The organism is Pseudomonas sp. 910_21, from assembly GCF_052850735.1.
On record NZ_VXCY01000002.1, the window covers coordinates 332,311 to 351,180 of the forward strand.

Here is an 18,870-nt window from a genome sequence, read left to right on the forward strand (position 1 = left end):
GAACCTTTTGAAGAAGTTGCAATGTTCGCGCGACACAGCCCTGCCATGGCGCAGGTGCCGGTGTTCGCCGCGAACCTGGGTAGTCAGGGACTGCCGGCTTACTGCTTGGTGCACTGGGCGGGGAGCGCTACTGCGCCGCCCATGGTGGCGAAGGCGACCATGCCGCCGCTGGGCAATACGCAGTCATATTCGCCGTTGCTGGTGCTGGCGGTGAAGTAGGTCTGGGACGCGTCGCTGCGTACGTTCGAGACCGTGCTCACGGGCTTGCCGAGGGTGGTCTGGGCGCGGTTCTTGAGGTCGTCGTTGCTCGGTTTGGCGATGGCGCAACCGCCCAGGGCGAGGGCCAGGATGCTGAGCAGGGTGAGAGGACGGACACTGGAATGGAGTTTCATGATGAGTCTTCCTTGGTGTTGTTGTGTTTTCAACGGCGCAGCCGCTCCCGACACCGCAGAACGGCGGTGTTGGGGGAGAGCGGGTGGTTGCTTGGCACTATATCGCCCGGGTGGGGGAGGGTCGATTAGCACAAATGGGCTAATGTCGCTTTGCAATTACGAGGCGCAGGGGGCGCGGGGATCAGGGCCGCTTGATGGGCCCGGCGGGGCGCTGCCGGGCCCGGCTCAGGGGTCAGGTGAGCAGTTGTTCCTGCAGACGCCGGCCCAGTACGTCGAGCAGGTCGCAGCCGTCGCGCAGGGGGATGACGCACAGTTGAGCGAAGTCCTGGAGCAGGGCGGGATTGCTCTGCAGGTTGTCGTGGCTGGCGATGTTTTCCAGCAACTGCGTGGCCGCGCGGATGCGGTGGGCGGCGGCTTCGTGGAGCGCGTCCAGTGGGGCCTGGGTGTCCACCAGCAGGGCGGGGATGTTGTAGTCGTTGCTGGTGAGGGGCATGTAGTGCTCCACGTTTTTATCCACTGTATCGATGGGTGGATCGGGTGTGATTTTCTTCATTGGTCTGCTTCCTAACGTATGAGTCGGAGTCGCCAAAAATCACTTCCACGTAATTAGGTGGCGGCTGTACGCAGGTGTGGAAGACCGGGACGTTAGGCACCCGGCGCACTCAAGAGTGCCCCGCGCACAGCCACCATAAGTGCAGGCTACAAACATGCCTGGCGGTTGCTGGTGCTTTGCGCGCCTAACGATATAGGGGCTTCCACACCCCTGTCACTGAATTTGCAATGACCCCCAGACCTTAAGGGCATCGCCTTGGAGGGACAAGGTGATGCAATTGGACGCGAGTTGTAGGAATTTTCGGTGACCGCGGTTTGAGGGGAAGGGGGGAGAGTTTGGTCTTGATCGGCGGGGAAGCAGTCGTAAAACCGGGATCTTTTTGTGTACATATCCGTTGCTGCGGGTGTGGCGGCTGGCGGTTTCGCCCTTACGGCGAGTCCCTTTTTACAAACGCCTAAAAAGGAACCAAAAACGCTTGCCCCTCCATGGGCCCCTCGCTGAGGCTCGGGGTGCCCTTGTAAGCTAATTTCTACCTGCCTCAGACGCGGTGCCCTCGGATTTCGAGATCGTGAGTGAGCATGGGTCGAGGCAGGCTCCTTCCTAAATTAGTCCGAACGGTTGCCTGGGCTTAAAGCCCGATTCTGCAAGGTTGGACAGGGGAAATCACCATGAACCAAGACTCTGCATTTGTCGGAATTGATGTTTCCAAGAGCACGCTGGATTCATTTGTCAGCACGACTGGTCAGGTCGAGCAGTTTCTTAACACGCATGACGATATTCAGCGTTTAACCAAATATCTCAAGGCACAGACACCAGCTTTGGTGGTGCTGGAGGCAACAGGTGGATTCGAGCGGCTAGCCGCCGCTGAGCTATCCGCTTCTGGTTTACCGGTTGTTATCGTCAATCCTCGGCAGGTCCGTGATTTTGCGAAGGCTACAGGCCAACTGGCAAAAACTGATGCACTGGATGCTCGGATCATTGCCGAGTTTGCCCAAGCAGTTAAGCCCGCTATTCGCGAACTTGCGGATGAACATGCTCGTGAGCTGGCAGATCTGCTGGTACGACGTCGTCAAATCATCGACATGCTGGTGGCGGAACAGTCGCGTTTGAAGCAAGCAGTATTTAAAGCACTTCAACAGGACATCAAGGCGCATGTTGTGTGGTTGCAGAAGCGACTTAAAAATACCGATGATGATTTACACGATGCAATCAAGGCATCCCCGATCTGGAAGGCTAACTATGACTTGTTGCGTGAAGTGAAAGGTGTCGGTGACGTGCTCGCGCTTTCGTTGTTAGCGATGCTGCCTGAACTAGGCAAGGTCAATCGCAAGCAGGTAGCTGCGTTGGTAGGTGTGGCTCCTTACAACTGCGATAGCGGTATCTTTAAGGGCCGCAGGCGGATCTGGGGTGGTCGAGCCGAACTAAGAAGTGTGTTGTACATGGCAACTCTGTCCTCAAAGAGCCATAACCCCGTGATAGAACAGTTTTATAACCATTTGTTGGCTGCTGGGAAGAGCAAGAAAGTGGCCTTGGTTGCCTGCATGAGAAAGCTGCTGGCGATCCTGAATGCCATGATCCGCGATCAGAAACACTTCGCTGAAATGGCTTGAAGTTCGACACGGTTGCTCGCTCCGGCATTGCTCCGGGGGCCCGCCGCCAACCGGCCATCCATGGCCGGGTGGCGGCTAGCTCGGCATCCTTGCCGAGCTGCCCCCTACGCAACGCCTACGCTCGGCCGGCTGGGAAGGGGCCTGAAGATCAAGATCAAGATCAAGATCAAAAGCCAGAGCCAAGCGCGTTTTACGCGCTGTCCGTAGGAGCCGGCTTACCGGCGAAAGGGCCCGTGAGACATGCATCGCCTGGGCGGACGCCTTCGCTGGCAAGCCAGCTCCTACACGGGGGGCGGTACACACCGCTCCAGCCTCAGGCCGGCCGGCAGGCCGCCGTCGCGCTCTTGATTTTGATCTTGACCTGAGCGCCCCGTTAACCACGATGGCCGAACGCAGGCATTGAGCCGTGGGTAACCCGGCAGGACGCCGGGTTAGCCGCCACCCGGCCATGGATGGCCGGTGGCGGCGGCCCACGGATCAATGCCGGAGTTCGGGCATGCCGAGCCTAGGCGAGGCACCGAGTGGAGGGGCAGAGCGTTTTGCTTACTTTTGCGCTGTTCAAAAGTGAGCCGCTGTAAGAGCGGAACCGCCAGTAGCCACACCCGCAGCAACGGATATGTACCCAAACCCCGCTGTAAGAGCGGAACCGCCAGCCGCCACCCCCGCAGCACCGGATATGTACCCCAACCCCGCTGTAAGAGCGGAACCGCCAGCCGCCACCCCCGCAGCAACGGATATGTACCCAACCCCGCTGTAAAAGCGGAACCATAAGTCGCCACCCCCGCAGCACCGGATATACACACCATCCCCTCTACCCAGAACACAAAAAAAAGCGGCTACCCCAAGGTAGCCGCCCCTTTCACCCCTGCCGGTAAAACTTATTCCGACAGTTTGTAGGCAATGATGTAGTCGCCCATCTTGGTGCCCAGGGAGCCGTGGCCGCCCACGACCACCAGGACGTATTGCTTGCCGTCCTGGCCGGTGTAGCTCATCGGCGTGGCCTGGCCGCCTGCTGGCAGGCGGGATTTCCACAGTTCCTTGCCGTTTTTCACGTCATAGGCGCGGATGTACTGGTCCAGGGTGCCGCTGAGGAAGCCCACGCCACCGCCGGTGACCATGGAGCCGCCCATGCTCGGTACGCCGATTGGCAGGCCGATCGGGATCGGCGAACTGTCGCGGCTGGTGCCGTTTTTGTGCTTCCACACCACTTTGTTGGTGGTCAGGTCGATACCGGCCACATAACCCCAGGCCGGCGCTTGGCACGGTACGCCCAGAGGCGACATGAACGGATGCATGATCACTGCGTAAGGCGCGCCAGTGTTGGGTTGCACGCCCGAGGTCTCGCTTTCGCGCTTGCTGCCGGCGGCCACTTCGGCACGCGGCACCAGCTTGGAAACGAAGGCCATGTAGTTCGGGCTGGTGAACAGCAGCTGGCGCACAGGGTCCAGCGAGACGCTGCCCCAGTTGAACACGCCGACGTTACCCGGGTAGATCAGGCTGCCCTGCACCGACGGCGGGGTGTACTGGCCTTCGTAGCGCAGTTCCTTGAACTGGATGCGGCACAGCATCTGGTCGAACGGCGTGGCGCCCCACATGGCTTTCTCGTCCAGTGGCGGCGGCAGCAGGTTCAGGTCCGAACGAGCCTGGGTTGGAGCGGTGTGGTCACCTTCGACTGCGCCGGTCGGGGCCGGCACTTCACGGATCGGCACGATCGGGGTGCCGTCGCGACGGTCCAGCACGTACAGGCTGCCTTGCTTGGTCGGCTGGATCAGCGCCGGCTTGACGCCGTCCGCGGTCTTCATGTCGAGCAGGGTCGGCTGGCTGCCCACGTCCATGTCCCACAGGTCGTGGTGGGTGAACTGGTAGTTCCAGCGCAGCTTGCCGGTGTCGATGTCCAGGGCCACGGTGCCGGCGCTGAATTTCTCGGCGCCCGCAGTGCGGTTGCCGCCCCATTGGTCAGGCATCTGGTTGCCCAGTGGCAGGTAGACCATGCCCAGTTTCTCGTCGACGCTGGCCAGGGACCACATGTTCGGCGAGTTGCGGGTGTAGGTCTTGCCTTCTGGCAGGGGAGCGGTTTCGTCGGGGTTGCCCGAATCCCAGTTCCACACCAGGTGACCGTCGTGCACGTCGAAGGCGCGAATCACGCCGGACGGTTCGTTGGTCGATTCGTTGTCGGTGACGTGACCGCCGATGATCACCAGATTGCGGGTGATGGCCGCCGGCGAGGTGGAGTAGTAGCCACCCGGAGTGAACGGGCCGATACCGGCCTTGAGGTCCACGGCGCCTTTGTTGCCGAAGTCTTCACAGACTTTGCCGGTGTCGGCGTTGATGGCGATCAGGCGTGCATCGGCGGTGGGCAGGAACAGGCGACGCGGGCAGCTGGCGGCGATGGCCTGGCCCGCTGGGGACAGGGTGGCCGGTTGGCTGATGGCGTCGGTGTTCTTGAAGTTGGCTTCGTCGTAGTACGACACGCCACGGCAGGTCATGTGCGCCCAGCCACGGAAATCGTCGCCGTTGGGGCCCTGGATCTGCGGGTCGAAGCGCCAGATTTCCTTGCCGGTATCCGGGTCCAGAGCCAGCACCTTGCTGTGGGCGGTGCAGGCATAGAGCTTGCCGTTGACCTTCAGCGGGGTGTTCTGGTTGGTGATTTCTACCGGGTCCTTGGCAGTCGGCATGTCGCCGGTGCGGATGCGCCAGGCTTCCTGCAGCTTGCCGATGTTGGCCGGGGTGATCTGCTTCAGCGGCGAGTAGCGGTCACCGAACTCGGTGCGGCCGTAGGCCTGCCAGTCACCATCAGGGATGGCCGGCGCGGTGCTGGTCATGTCGGCGCTGTCGCGACCCAGGTCGCCGGAGATTTCCCCAGGGTTAGTGAACTGGCTGCCGATGGCGGCGCCACCAGCCAGGACCACGGCCACGCTCAGGGCCGCAGTGCCCATCGGTGCCGGGCCATCGCGCAGCAGCGGACGACGGAACCAGGGCAGTAGCAGGACCACGCCAAGGGCGAACCACAGGGACAGGCGTGGCACCAGCTGCCACCAGTCCAGGCCGATTTCCCACAGCGACCAGACGGTACTGGCGAACAGTACCAGGGCATAAAGACCCAGCGCAGCGCGTTTGCCGGCCAGCAGCAGAAGGCCGGTCAGCGTCAGGCCGATACCGGCCAGGACGTAGTACAGCGAGCCGCCGAGCATGCTCAGCTTGATCCCCCCGGCCAGCAAGGCCAGGCCCATTAGCAGCAGCAAGATTCCGAGCAGGCTTGGCAGCAAGCGGCTCGGACTTGAAGCACCCTCAGTGCTCATAGTGTGGTTCTCCGTGACGTTAAGAGTGTTCCCGCGCATGTTCACTGTAGATGACGATCAGGCGCGGGCTTGGTTCAGCTGAAAACTGTGAATGGCGTGGTTTTTTGCCTCGCGGCTTCAGAACGAACTCTGGATCTTGATCCCGCCGATCAATGCGTCGTCCACCTGGCTGACGCCACCGGGATGACGGATGTATTGCAGGTTGGGGCGTACGGTCAGCCAGTTGGCCAGGTGCACGCCGTAGTACAGTTCGGCGCTGTATTCAGTGTCCTGGGGCGGCAGGTACCCCGGGTTGTCGTAGTCGTAGATCGCGCGGGCCTGGTTGCGGGCCTGGGCGTTCTTGCGGTACGCCGGGTTGACGTGGACCCGGGCCAGGGCAAAGCCGATGTCGTCCTTGGCGCGGGCATCGAACAGGCCTTTGTAGACCAAACCGGCCTGGACGTAGTTGTCGATGGCGTTGGTCTTTTTGTCATGGGCGGTGACGTTGGCGAACAGGCTCAGGCCGCGGGAGTGGTCGCTGGCCAAGCTGGTGACTTGCTGTTGTGCGCCGAACCACAGGCCGTGCTTGCTCGAGCTGCTGCGGTAGGCTTCGCCGCTCAGGGCCGCGCTCTGGCCGTTGCTGTCCTTGTACACGTCGCTGGCCTTGGCGCTGCTGTAGTAGTAGCCGGCGCGGTACTCACCGGCCAGGCCGTTGAGCTTGGGGGTCCACACCAGTTCCACCGGCAACAGGGTGCCCTGGGTGCCACTGCCGCTGAGCTTGAAGCCGTTGTCGCGGTCCAGGTTCGACGGGTTCTGCTCATAGGCGCCGATCTGCGCGTAGACCTCTGGGGTCAGGTGGTATTTGACCCGCAGCGCCCACTGGCTCACCGGCCAGTTGTACCAGACGCTGCCGGCCCAGTTGCCCACCTGGGAGCCGCAGAACGCCAGGTTCTGGAAGTCGCAGGGGAAGCTGTTGAAGTCTTCGCCCTGGCCGAAGCGTCCGGCTTTGATGTCGAGTTTCTGGTCGAAGAATTTCTGCTGGTACCACATCTGGGTCAGGCGCCAGGTCTGGCCGCGGCCCCAGACTTCTTGGGCCGAGGTGAAGCCGCCGACCCGAGGGTCGTTGATCCGGTCGTCGCTGATGTTGTTGCCGTCGCGCTTGGTTACCGTCAACTGGAACTCGGCGTCATCCCAGCCGAGGATCTTCTGCAGGTCCAGGTGGCTGCCGAAGGCGAACTGATCGCTGTAGCGCGCGGTACGGTCATGGTCGTAGCCGCCATGCAGGTTGGCGCCCATTTCGCCGACGTAGTCGACCTTGAACTCGTAACCCTTGTTGGCCAGTTCCGTGCGTGTGCCATTCCAGTCGCCGAGCATCCAGGGCGAGTCGCTGTCGAAGGCCGGTGCGGCCTGGGCGCAGGCGGCAAACCCCAGGGCGCCGATCAGGCTCAGGGTCTTGGGCAGGGCGACGGGAGTCAGGACAGCGCTGTCTTTTAGGCGCTGGAAAGTAGGCATAGGCATTCGAGTCAGGTCTTTTTCTAGGAATAGGCAGAAGCAAGGGCAGGCTGCGTGGCCTTGATCACGCTGGATCGAGGGGGCATGCCGCTGATTTCAAAAGGAAAGATGAAGCGTTTCAGCTTCAGGGTGCGAAGGATAAAGCGCCGTCTCATCAAGAGAAAGCGCTTTTATTGACATGAACAGTTTCGGATTCGGTAACAGTAATCGGGCCCATTCGGGGTCAGTGCGGCGTGGCTGCCTCGGCGAGGGCTTGTTTCTGCCGGGTATAGCTCAGGGCGAAGTGCGCCACCAGGCCGAAGATCAGCCCCCAGAACGCCGCGGCCAGCCCCAGGAAGCTCATGCCCGAAGCGGTCACCAGAAAGGTGATCAGGGCCGCTTCACGCTGTTTCTCATCGGCCATGGCACCGCTCAGGCCGGCGCTGATGGCACCGAACAGGGCAAGACCGGCCAAGGCGGCGATCAACTCCTTGGGCAGGGCGGCGAAGACCGAGGCCAGGGTGGCGCCGAAGATGCCCATGAACAGATAGAACAGGCCGCAGGCAATCCCGGCGATGTAGCGTTTGTCCTTGTCTTCGTGGGCTTCGCGACCGGTGCAGATGGCTGCGGTGATGGCGGCGAGGTTGATGCCATGGGAGCCGAACGGCGCCAGCAGTACCGAGGTGATGGCGGTCCAGGACACGATCGAGCGCGCCGGAGTGTTGTAGCCGGCGCTGCGCATCACCGCCATGCCCGGAACGTACTGTCCGGTGAGGGTCACCAGGGCCAGGGGCAGACCGATGTTGATGATGGCGTGCCAGCTCCATTCGGGGGCGATGAAGATCGGCTGGGCCACCGCCAGGGTAATGGCGCCGCCGTTGAACTCGCCGAGGCCGGCGGCCACGGCGCAGCCCACCAGCAGTACTGCCAGAATCGCGTAGCGTGGCGACAGGCGCTTGCCCAGCAGATAGGCGGCGATCATCGCCAGTACCAGGACCGGTTGCAGGGTGACTGAGGTGAACAGTCCGGCGCCGAAGCGGAACAGGATGCCCGCCAGCATGGCGGCGGCAATGGCTTTGGGCAGGCGGCTCATGAGTTTGTCGAAGGCCCCGGACAGCCCGACCACGGCAATGATCAGCGAGGCGACTATATAGGCGCCTATGGCTTGGGGCAGCGACACCGTGGGCAGCATCGACACCAGCAGCGCCGCGCCCGGAGTTGACCAGGCGGTGATCACCGGCACCTTGAGGCGCCAGCTCAGCAGCAGGCCGGTGAGGCCGCTGCCGATGGAGATGGCCCAGATCCAGGACGACACCTGATCGCTGGGCAAGTGGGCTTCGCGGGCGGCCTGGAACACGATGATCAAGGGGCCGGCGTAGGAAATGATCACGGCGATCAGGCCGGCAATCACGGCGGAGAGGGACAGGTCCTTTCTGAGACTGTGCATGGCATCTCGACTGGGGGTGGGGTGAGAGAAGGATTGATTCGATTGGGTTGGCGTTGATTGAGTGTATTTCAATGAATTGAATCGATTCAATCGTTTCTCAAGGTGGATGAACCTGAGACACTCCTTTTTCGTTTGTAACGTATTGATTTACAGATATTTATCTTTGTAATGAATATTTTTTCGAGTCTCCTGCAGTTTTTTCATTTGCCTGTTGATCGAATCAATAGGTTGATTGAGTCGATATTAGGGCGAGTGCAAGCCTGTGATATGCTCCGGTCCACTTCAAAGCAGCCGATGGTGATCAGCCTCCATGTGGGTTCCCCAGTTAAGCGAGTTCAATCAGCCGGTTTACCTGTCCATCGCCGACGCCCTGGCGCGGGACATCGGCAGCGGCCTGTTGAACGACGGTGACCGCTTGCCGACCTTGCGCGAGCTGGCGGTGACCCTCAACGTCACCCCTGGCACCGTCAGTCGTGCCTACAGCGAAGCCCAGCGTCGTGGCCTGGTGCAGGGAGAGGTGGGGCGCGGTACTTATGTGCTGGCGCAACCGCCGCAAGAGTTGCCGGAAGGTTCCAGTGCGCCGTCCCTGTCCCTGGGGCAGTCCGAAGCCCTGGATCTGTCGATCATCAAGCCCTACAGCGAAACCCTGGAGTACTGGTTGCGCGGCGCGTTGGTGGGCATGGCCCGCAGCAGCGACTTCGGCCGTGCCCTGGACTACGCCCCCGACGGTGGTCATCCGGCTCATCGTGAAGCCGGTGCCCAGTGGCTGCGCCACTCCTTGCCCGAAGCCCATTGGCAACAGGTGGTGATGACTGCCGGCGCCCAGCACGGGTTGCTGGTGGCTATCAGCGCCTTGAGCAATGCCGGCGATCTGGTGCTCTGCGAATCATTGACCTACCCGGGCATCATCTCCGTGGCCCATGGCCTGGAGCGGCGCCTGCGGGGCGTGGCGATGGACGCTGAGGGGATGATTCCCGAGGCCTTGCGCGAGCAGTGCCTACGGGAAAAGCCGGCGCTGCTGGTGTGCGTCGCCAGTTGCCAGAACCCCACCACGGCGATCATGTCACCCCAGCGCCGGGCGCAGATTGCGGCGATTGCCGAAGAGTTCGACTTCCTGATCATCGACGACGATATCTACGGCTTCCTCGCCACCGATCCGTCGATCAAACCGCTTTCCAGCTATGCGCCGCAGCGTTCGGTGTACCTCACCAGTCTGTCCAAGGCGATCATGCCGGCGTTGCGTGTGGGCTATCTCTACAGCCCGCCCAAGTTGCTGTCGCGGCTGAGCTCGATGGTCCGTAGCAGTGTGTGGATGCCGTCGCCGCTGACCGCGCAACTGGCCAGCAATGTGATTGTCGAGGGATTGGACCGCAAGCTGGTACAGACCCAGCGTAACGAAGCGGCAGCGCGCCAGGCGATTGCCCGGGAAGTGTTTGCCGGTCTGGAGATCCAGACTCAGCCCCACAGCTATCACCTGTGGCTGACCTTGCCGGAGCCCTGGACTGGCGATGAGTTCGCCACCCTGGCCCGAGCCAATGGAGTGCTGGTGATGAGCGGCAGCCAGTTCCAGGTGGAACGCGGTGCCAGCTCCCGTTGTGTGCGGGTGGTGCTGATGTCGCCTACGACCCAGGACGAGTTGCGTTTTGCCCTGACTCAGTTGGCCAGCTTGATCGAGGCTGACCCGCGACGTTATTGCTGAGACCGCTTTCGCCGGCAAGCCGGTTCCTACGCGGATCTGTAGGAGCCGGCTTGCCGGCGAACAGGGCCTTAAAAGGTAGTACGCAACCCCACTTCCACACTGCGCCCGGCGGCCGGCGCGATATCTCGCAGGATCGAACTGGCGTAGCGCACGGTCTGGTTGGTCAGGTTCTCGCCTTTGACGAAGGCCAGCCACTGGCTACGGCCAATGTCGAAGCGATAGCCGGCGCTGGCACCAAAGGTGGTGTAGCCATCGGTGCTGCTTTCGTGGTCCGGCACTCGGCCCTGGCCGGCGGCATGCTGGACATCCAGGCGTGCTTGCCAGCGATCCAGTTCCCAGAGCAGGCCGCTGTTCAGGCGCAGCGGAGCAATGCGTGGCAGGTCCTGGCCATTGTCGAGGTTCTTGGCCCGGGTGTAGTCGCCGGACAGCTCCAGGGCGAACTTGCCGTAGGCGCTTTCTCCCAGGTTCCAGCGGTCCTGGGCTTCGATCCCGGTGAAGCGTGCCCGTACTCCGGAATAGGCGTATTCCGCAATTCCGTCTGCATCTTCTTCCCCTTCATCGTTGAGGGTTCGGCCCGTGCCCAGCAAGCCGATGTAGTTGGAGAAGTGGCTGTAGAACACCCCGACGCTGCCTTTGTGGGTGCCGTTGTCGAAGCGCAGGGCCAGGTCGCTGGACACGGCCTTTTCCTTGGACAGCTTGGCGTTGCCCAGCTCATAGGTGCCTGTGGCGACGTGGGCGCCGTTGGCATACAGCTCGTAGAAGGTCGGAGCGCGTTCGGTGTAGCCCAGGGTGGCGGCCAGGGACCAGACCGGCGTCAGGGTATAGACCGCACCGGAGGACAGGCTGCCGGCAGTAAAGCTGCTGGACTTATTGGCCTGGGCAAAACGTTCGTTGCCTTTGCCGTCCGGGTCCACGGTGGTGTGTTCCAGGCGTCCGCCAAGGCTGAGTCTCAGGCGCTCGGTGGCTTGCAGTTCTTCAAGAATGAACAGGGCGCCGCTGTTGGTATCGGTCTTCGGCACGAAGGCTTCTTCACCCAGGGCGGAAAACTCGTTGCGATTGACCTGGGCACCGACCACGCCTTCCAGCGGGCCGATGGGCAGGTGCCGAGCCTCGACCCGCGCCTCGTAACCCTTGTTCTTGAAGGTGGTGCCGGTTTCACCGCCTTCGATCTCCCGGTGTTCATAGTCGGTGTAGCCGGCGTTGAACTTGAGCGAGCTGAACGGGCCTTGGAGGTTGCGCAGCTCCGAGGCAAAGGCGTAGTGATCCTGCTTCATGCGGATACGCACGTCGTCTTCGGCGGGGGAGCCGTAGTTGGAGTCGTAGTTGCTGTAGGACAGGCCGGCATAACCGTCGTCCCAGGTGTAGGAGCCGCCGATGGCGCCGCCGTCCTGGCGACCGTCGCTGTTGCCCAGGCGGCCTTTCTTGCCGTCGCCATCTTCGCTCGCCGGCGCGTGGCGGCTGCGGGCGTAGCCGGGAATCTTCAGGTCATTGAACTGCCGGGAGTTGGCGTCCAGGTGCAGGGCGAAGGTACCGTCGCCGGCTTCCAGTTTTCCGGCGCTGCTGCGGGTGGTGGCGGCGCCGTAGCGCAGTTCACCGGCACCGTGAATGCCCTCGATGGCTTCGGTGGGAATGCGGTTGTCGAAGCTGTTGATGACCCCGCCAATGGCGTTGCCGCCGTACAGCAAGGCTGCCGGGCCACGAACGATTTCGATACGTTCGACGTTGACCGGGTCCAGGGGCACGGCGTGGTCGTAGGACAGCGACGAGGCATCCAGGGCGCCGACGCCATTTTGCAGGATGCGGATGCGGTCGCCGTCCAGGCCACGAATCACCGGGCGGCTGGCGCCGGGACCGAAGTAGGACGAGGACACGCCCGGCTGCTTGTTCAGGGTTTCACCGAGGCTGCCTTTCTGTTCCAGGGTCAATTGCTCGCCTTCCAGCACGGTGGTCGGTGCGGCCAGTTGGGTACTGCCCAGAGGATTGGCGGTGATGACTTGCTGGGGCAAATCCAGGGCCTGGGCCTGGGAAGCAATCAGCAAGGCGGCGGACAGCGGCGACAGGCGCCACAGTAAAGAGCGGGAAGGGCGAGGGACTGAGAGGGACATCGGTCATTCCTTGGCAAGCGTTGCGCAGCGCGCTTTGAGTCAGAAAACAGGCGGGACACGGGGGTGCCCAGGATGCAGGTGAGTTGTTATTGATTGATACAATATAACATCTCTTTTATTTCAAAAAGCCAGGAACTTTTTGCTTCTCATGCTCAAGCACCGTGGTTGCCGACGGCGGCTACAGTTAAAACAGCGCTCTGGCGTGGGCGCATGCCCTCGGCTAAGGTGCGCGGCTTCCTCATCTTTCTCCCCGAAGGCCTGGCATGACCGATACCCAAACCGACCCGCTGCATGGCGTGACCCTGGAACAGATCCTCAAGGCGCTGGTGGAACACTACGAATGGTCGGGGTTGGCCGAGCGCATCGATATCCGTTGCTTCAAGAGTGATCCGAGCATCAAGTCGAGCCTGACCTTCCTGCGCAAGACGCCCTGGGCACGGGAAAAGGTCGAGAAGCTCTACGTGAAGTTGCAGCGCACCAAGCGTCCGCTCTGAGGAATTCCATGACCGGTGTATGGCTGCAGAGGCTGTTCAGCCGACGCGGGCTGATCGCCATTGCCGCAGTGTTGGGTTGGCTGGGGCTGACGGTTCAGCTGTACTTGATCCTGTTGCTGCGCTGGGAGGCCGGTGCCAGCCTGCTGGGCGGGCTGGTGAACTTCTTCAGTTTCTTCACCGTGCTCAGCAATACCCTGGTGGCCAGTGTGCTGACCTGTGCCCTGAATCTGCGGATTTCCCGGGGGCAGGCGTTCATGCTGCGTGCGCCGGTCAGTGGCGCGGTGGCGGCGAGCATTGTCCTGGTGGGGTTGGCCTACAGCCTGCTGTTGCGTCACCTGTGGCATCCCCAGGGCTGGCAATGGCTGGCGGACGAGCTGCTGCACGACGTGATGCCGGTGCTGTTCCTGATCTATTGGTGGTGCTGTGTGCCCAAGGGGCGGCTGCGGCTGAGGCACATCGGCTTATGGATGCTTTACCCGATGCTGTATTTCGCCTATCTGCTCTTGCGCGGGGATTTGCTGGGGTTGTACCCCTATCCCTTTATTGCCGTGGACAAGCTCGGCTACCCCCAGGTGTTGCTCAATGCCCTGGGCATATTGGCGGGATTCGTCCTGGTGTCGCTGCTGTTGCTGGGCCTGGATCGCTGGCTGGGCAAACACCCTCCGCAACCCCGCTAGGCACCGGCTTGCCGGCGACGTGGCCTTTGAGACCGCTTTCGCTGGCAAGCCAGCTCCTACAAGGGAAATGCATTCCCGGCCACTCCGTAGGAGCCGGCTTGCCGGCGAAGGGGCCCTTGAGAACGCCTTCGCTGGCAAGCCAGCGCCTACCGTGAGGCGGGGTTATTCTTCTTCGCTGCCGTCCAGGCGCCAGTAACCGGCGGCCTTGACGAACTCGTCGTTGAGCCGGTGCTCATCCAGCAGCACTCGACGAACCTGGCGCGAGACCTTGCTCTCGGTGGCCACCCAGGCGTACAGCTTGCCTTGCGGGACCTGCAATTGACGCACAGTGCTGATCAGGTCCTGCCCGCCGCCATCACGTTCCACCCAGATCACCTCGATCTCGGCGGCGCTGTGCAGTGCCTGGCGCTCGGCTCGATCCTGAACCTCGATCACCGCCAATACCTGGCGTCCGGCCGGCAGTTCTTCCAGGCGTCGGGCAATGGCCGGCAGTGCGGTTTCGTCACCGATCAGCAGGTAGCTGTCGAAGATGTCCGGCACGACCATCGAACCTCGCGGCCCGCCGATGTGCAGGTACTGCCCCGGCTTGGCCTGTTCGGCCCAAGTTGAGGCGGGGCCGTCGCCATGGAGCACGAAGTCGATGTCCAGCTCGCCCTGTTCCAGGTCGTAGCGGCGTGGGGTGTAGTCGCGCATGGCGGGCATCGGACCGCTGTCCTTGCCCGGGCCCAGCACCAGGGTTTCCAGGGCGGCTTGCTGTTCGGCGTTCTGCGGGAACAGCAGCTTCACATGGTCGTCGCTGCCCAGGCTGATGAAGCCGGCCAGCTCAGGCCCGCCGAGGGTGATGCGGCGCATGCGCGGGGTCAGGTCGACAACGCGCAAGACTTCCAGGCGCCGGCGCTTGATCTCGTGCATGACCCGGTGAATGGATGGCTCTGGGGTTGCAGTCATTCGGATTTCTCCTGGGCAGTGTGGCTGACAGGACCATCGACAATGGCCTTGGCGGTGTTGTTCAGCAGGTCGCGTACCCGGAGGATTTCTTCCGGGCTCCAGCGGCCATGGTGCATTTGCAGGGCGTGGCGCAGGTTGTGCACCGCCTCATGAATTTCCGCGGGGCGGTCGTGGCCGCGCAGGGAACGCTTGCTGACCTCGATGCGCATGCGCACGCCGTCCAGGGCAATGGCCTGCTCCTGAAGGGAAAGACGACCGGCGTCGGTGACGCTGTAGCGTTTTTTTCCGCCTTCGGCGTCGCCCTGGATCATTTCGCTTTCTTCCAGGAAGGTCAGGGTCGGATAGATCACTCCGGGGCTCGGGCTGTAGGCGCCGTCGAACATGCCTTCGATCTGGCGGATCAGGTCGTAGCCGTGGCAGGGCTGTTCGGCGATCAACGCCAGCAGCAGCAACTTCAAATCGCCGGGGGCAAACACCCGGGGGCCGCGGCCGCCGCGTTCACGAGCGGGACGGCGCTCGAAACTGTCGTGGCCGTCACCGTGTTCGCGGTGGTGAGGATGCTCTCTCATTTTCTCTTTCTCCTGTTCGATTTAGACATAACTTAAGATATATCTTAAGAATTGCGCAAGCACTTCTGTGCCGCTCAAAGCTGCCGTTGGTCGGAGATGGAAAATCGCAATGGACGGGCGATCCACGCCATGGAATGGCGTGGAGGGTCTGGCAAGCGGAGGGATTCAGCGTTGCGCGAGGCTGCCCAGGCACTGGGTGCTGCTGCCAGGCTGCAGGTAGGGCATGAGAATCGGCGCCATGCCTTTGAGCACCTGCACCGGCAAGGCCGAGGTGAACTTGAAGCCCTGGGCCGAAGCCCCCGGCACATAGGCTGTGAGGGTGCCGAAGTGGTGATCGCCGATGTAGAACACGAAGGTCGCGGTGCGGTTGATGGACTTGGAGCTCAGCACCCGGCCGCCAGCACCAATGGCCTCGATGCGGTTGTCGCCCGTACCGGTCTTGCCGCCCATGGCCAGCGGCGTACCGTCCGCCAGTTTAAAACTGCCGGATACCCGTTTCGCGGTGCCGGCATCCACCACCTGTGACAAGGCTCCGCGCAGGGCCGTGGCGACCTCCGAAGGCATCACGCGCTTGCCCTTGCCTGGGTCGTTGCTCAGGCGGGTTTCGTAAGGCGTGCCGGCGGCAAAGTGCAGGCTGTCGATGCGCAGGGTCGGCAGGCGCACGCCGTCGTTGAGGATGGTGCCTACCAGCTCGGCGAGAGCCGCCGGCCGATCGCCGGAACTGCCGATGGCGGTGGCCAGGGAAGGCACCAGGTGGTCGAACGGGTAACCGACGCTCTGCCAGCGCTGGTGAATATCCAGGAACGCTTCGATCTCCAGCATGGTGCGGATGCGGCTGTCCCGGGCGCTGCGATGGCGGCTCTTGAACAGCCAGCTGTAGACCTCCTGGCGTTCAAACTCACTGGCCTTGACGATCTGGCTGAAGGTCGCGTCGGGGTTGTTCATCAGGTAGCCCAGCAGCCACAGGTCCAGGGGATGGACCTTGGCGATGTAGCCCTGGTCCGGCAGGTCATAGGCCCCCGGGCCATAGCCGGCATAGAGTTTGTCCAGGCGCTCATCGGTGAGCTTTTCGCCGGTCTTGGCGTTTTTCATGTGGGCCCGGACAAAGCGATTGAAGCTTTCCTGGCTGGCGTCCGGCAGCAGGTAGCGGTGCACGGCAGCCAGGCGGATCGCCGTGGGGTGCATGCCGTCGAGAAAAGTGTCCAGGCGTGCCTGGGTGTCCTTGTTGCGGTACTTCTTCCAGAACCGCAACAGGAACGAGGTGCCCTCGCGGTCAGCGAAGCGTGCCAGGTATTCCTGACGCCGCGGGTTGGCGTCGTCCTTGAGCAACTCGGCACTGCCGCTGTCGCCGCCGTAGGTGCTGTAGCGCACCAGGTCACGCATCAGGCGAATGAACGGCAGGTTGATGGATTCGCGCAGGGCATCGCGCAGGGTCGGGCTGCGGCCGTTGTCCTCGTTGCGAAAGTTGTGGAAGTGATGCACCCCGCCGCCGGTGAAGAAGGCTTCGCCGGGGCTGGCGGAGTAGGTGCGGTCCAGGGCGGCGTCGAGCATCTTCGGCAAGTTGCGGTCGCTGTTCTGCATCAAGTAGTCGATGGCCCAGCGGCTCAGGCGGTCCTGGTCATTGACCACAACCTTCTTCAGTTCGGCCGGGGTTTTCCCGGCGTGCTTGTCGTGCAGCTCGGAGATGATCTGCAGGTAGGTAGTCAGCACCCGCAACTTGGCGGTGGAGCCCAATTCCAGCTTGCTGCCTTCGTTGATGTCGAAAGGCTGGTCGGTGCTGTCGGTCTGCACGCGCACCCGCGAGCCGTCGGGGGTGAGTTCGAACAGGGTGAAGCTGTAACGCACTTGGGTGGTGCTGGTGGGGGTCAGCAGGCGCTCGCCGAGCACACCGATCTGTGCCGCAAATGCAGGGTCGGCGAGATGCTTGAGGTACTCCGTGGCCTGGCGTTGCAGGTCGCTCTGCAAGGTACTGGTGGCCGATAGGTCAAGGCGGTCCAGGTCGTACAGGGGGCGGTTGAGCAGCGCTGCCAAACGGCTGCGGGCCACGCTGATGCCCTTGTTGGTTTCGATCGGCTGGATCGTCGGCTGCTGCTGCCAGTCGCGGTAGTTGACCTTGCTGGCCAGGGCCGCGGCGGTCAGGGCGGGATCGATGACATCGTTTTGCGCCAGCAGGCGGATATGGCTGTCGGTGAGGTCCGCCAGCTCGGCGTGCCCCTTGACCAGATAATGGGAGGGGCGGCGTTGCGCGATCATCAGCGACAGCACCTGACGCAGGGCCAGGCCACGCTGGGCCAGGCTTCTGGCATCGGTGGCGTTGCTGGCCAGGGCCTGGTTGACCTGATCGAAATCGGCGCCGTACCAGACCCGCAGGCCCTCGGCCATGCCATGTACCTCGCCGTGGCCGGGAACTGCCGACAGCGGCACGCTGTTGAGGTAATCGCGGACGATCCGGCGCCGGGCTTCCAGGGTTTGCGGGCCATCCTGATAGGCGCGCACGCTGGCGGAAATCATCTGGCGGATCTTTTCACCGCCGGACACTGTCAAGCCATCGGGTGAGTGGCGGTATTTTTCCAGCTGGGTGGCCAGGGTGCTGCCGCCAGCGGTCTGCCCGGGCAGGTGCAGGAGCTTGGCCACCTGGGACCAGGCGGCCTTGGCGAAGCGCGGCCAATCCACTGCCGGGTTGGCCTGGGCCAGCTTGGGGTCCAGCAGATCGCGGTTTTCGATGAACAGCAGGCTGTGCACCATCAGGGGCGGGATATGGGCGAAGCTGGCATACAGCTGTTGCGGGTAATTGAATTGATACAGGGGCGCGGCGCGGCAATCGGTGATGGACAGGCCGGCCTGGATTTTCTCGGTATAGGGCACGAAAAAACCGTTTTTACTGTAGTCCATCAACGCCGGGGAAAAGCGTGTCTGAGCGTCGATCAGGTAGCCGCGTTTGAGCAGACGTGGCAGGAACTCACCCAGGGCGCTATAGCCCAGACGCCGGTCGAAGGGGCCGGCGCCGGGATAGAGCATGGCATCGCTGGGGCCAGGTTGCAGGGAATAGCTCAAGTCACGAGCCAGCTTGCTGAATTCCCGGGCCTGGAGCTTGGAGGTCCGCATTTCCCGGGTGGCGGCGACCCCCAGGGCGATCAGCGCAATCAGCAATAGCAGCCAGAACAGGCGCCAGGCATAACGGCGCGGTCCGGTTTTTTTGGGTATAGGCGCTTCGTCCTCGCTGTGGTTTGGCACTGCGGTTTTACGCGAATCGGTCTGCCACAGAGCGCCCATAGTCGATTGATCCATTCACGCAGATTGATCGGACTTGTCTGAAGCTTAGTCGGTGGTGGCCGCGGGTGAAGAAATTGTGAAAGCAACTTGTCCTCGAACCGGGCCGTGGCAACCGGGCTGATCTGGAGTCGGTGGGAAAGTGCTGTGATAGAGCCTTTTTTCCAGGTAAATACGCCCTAGGTAGGGGCATGACGATGCACCAGGGCTGTGCAATACTTCCGGCCCTTTCCGAGTGAGGTTTAAGGGCAAAAAGCAGGTAATGCTTCTCCGCGAAAGCGGTATTTGCCGAGATTTCTCTCTGAATTTAGCTACTTATAGAGTGAAAAGCCCTGTC

Annotated in this window: 13 protein-coding genes; 4 read left to right on the plus strand and 9 right to left on the minus strand. The window is 62.3% G+C overall.

All coding sequences use genetic code 11. The features are described from left to right. Window positions 1-98: 98 nt before the first annotated feature. Window positions 99-392 carry a hypothetical protein gene (locus FW796_RS06600; RefSeq protein ID WP_123724667.1) on the minus strand — a complete coding sequence of 98 codons (294 nt, stop codon included), beginning with the start codon at window positions 390-392 and terminating at the stop codon, window positions 99-101. Window positions 393-624: 232 nt separating this feature from the next. Next, window positions 625-945, minus strand: a complete 321-nt coding sequence (locus FW796_RS06605) for a hypothetical protein (RefSeq protein WP_102880781.1) — start codon at window positions 943-945, stop codon at window positions 625-627. A gap of 668 nt (window positions 946-1,613) precedes the next feature. Here FW796_RS06605 and FW796_RS06610 point away from each other — a divergent pair. Beyond that, the gene (locus FW796_RS06610) at window positions 1,614-2,555 is read left to right on the plus strand and encodes an IS110 family transposase (RefSeq protein ID WP_446439161.1); all 942 of its coding nucleotides are present in this window, start codon (window positions 1,614-1,616) and stop codon (window positions 2,553-2,555) included. A gap of 878 nt (window positions 2,556-3,433) precedes the next feature. Here FW796_RS06610 and FW796_RS06615 read toward each other — a convergent pair. From FW796_RS06615 to FW796_RS06625, 3 genes are all read right to left on the minus strand, one after another. Beyond that, window positions 3,434-5,854, minus strand: coding sequence for a glucose/quinate/shikimate family membrane-bound PQQ-dependent dehydrogenase (locus tag FW796_RS06615; RefSeq protein ID WP_346632552.1), 2,421 nt, complete (start codon window positions 5,852-5,854; stop codon window positions 3,434-3,436). Between the two features lie 117 nt (window positions 5,855-5,971). Next, entirely contained in the window at window positions 5,972-7,345 is a 1,374-nt protein-coding gene (locus FW796_RS06620) for a carbohydrate porin (RefSeq protein WP_404940094.1), read from the minus strand. 223 nt (window positions 7,346-7,568) lie between these two features. Then, complete coding sequence (locus FW796_RS06625; RefSeq protein ID WP_446439162.1) at window positions 7,569-8,771, minus strand: benzoate/H(+) symporter BenE family transporter; 1,203 nt, start codon at window positions 8,769-8,771, stop codon at window positions 7,569-7,571. Window positions 8,772-9,081: 310 nt separating this feature from the next. Here FW796_RS06625 and FW796_RS06630 point away from each other — a divergent pair, with 310 nt between their 5' ends. Continuing rightward, window positions 9,082-10,470, plus strand: coding sequence for an aminotransferase-like domain-containing protein (locus FW796_RS06630; RefSeq protein WP_446439163.1), 1,389 nt, complete (start codon window positions 9,082-9,084; stop codon window positions 10,468-10,470). 68 nt (window positions 10,471-10,538) lie between these two features. On the opposite strand, the gene FW796_RS06635 is transcribed toward FW796_RS06630, so the two are convergent. Beyond that, the gene (locus tag FW796_RS06635; RefSeq protein WP_446439164.1) at window positions 10,539-12,575 is read right to left on the minus strand and encodes a TonB-dependent receptor; all 2,037 of its coding nucleotides are present in this window, start codon (window positions 12,573-12,575) and stop codon (window positions 10,539-10,541) included. Window positions 12,576-12,838: 263 nt separating this feature from the next. Between FW796_RS06635 and FW796_RS06640 the strand changes: the two genes are divergently transcribed. Continuing rightward, window positions 12,839-13,069, plus strand: a complete 231-nt coding sequence (locus tag FW796_RS06640) for a VF530 family protein (protein WP_016966714.1) — start codon at window positions 12,839-12,841, stop codon at window positions 13,067-13,069. 8 nt (window positions 13,070-13,077) lie between these two features. Then, entirely contained in the window at window positions 13,078-13,746 is a 669-nt protein-coding gene (locus FW796_RS06645; RefSeq protein WP_446439165.1) for a Pr6Pr family membrane protein, read from the plus strand. A gap of 162 nt (window positions 13,747-13,908) precedes the next feature. Here the strand turns inward: FW796_RS06645 and FW796_RS06650 are convergent, their stop codons facing one another. The 3 genes from FW796_RS06650 to FW796_RS06660 all read right to left on the minus strand — a co-directional run bounded on the left by FW796_RS06650 (window position 13,909) and on the right by FW796_RS06660 (window position 18,536). Beyond that, window positions 13,909-14,694 carry a siderophore-interacting protein gene (locus tag FW796_RS06650; protein WP_346632547.1) on the minus strand — a complete coding sequence of 262 codons (786 nt, stop codon included), beginning with the start codon at window positions 14,692-14,694 and terminating at the stop codon, window positions 13,909-13,911. After that, window positions 14,691-15,263, minus strand: coding sequence for a PadR family transcriptional regulator (locus tag FW796_RS06655; protein WP_346632546.1), 573 nt, complete (start codon window positions 15,261-15,263; stop codon window positions 14,691-14,693). The genes FW796_RS06650 and FW796_RS06655 overlap by 4 nt, the downstream gene beginning before the upstream one ends. Before the next feature lie 165 nt (window positions 15,264-15,428). Next, on the minus strand, window positions 15,429-18,536 hold the full coding sequence (locus FW796_RS06660; RefSeq protein WP_446439166.1) for a transglycosylase domain-containing protein: 3,108 nt from the start codon (window positions 18,534-18,536) through the stop codon (window positions 15,429-15,431). Window positions 18,537-18,870: the final 334 nt, after the last annotated feature.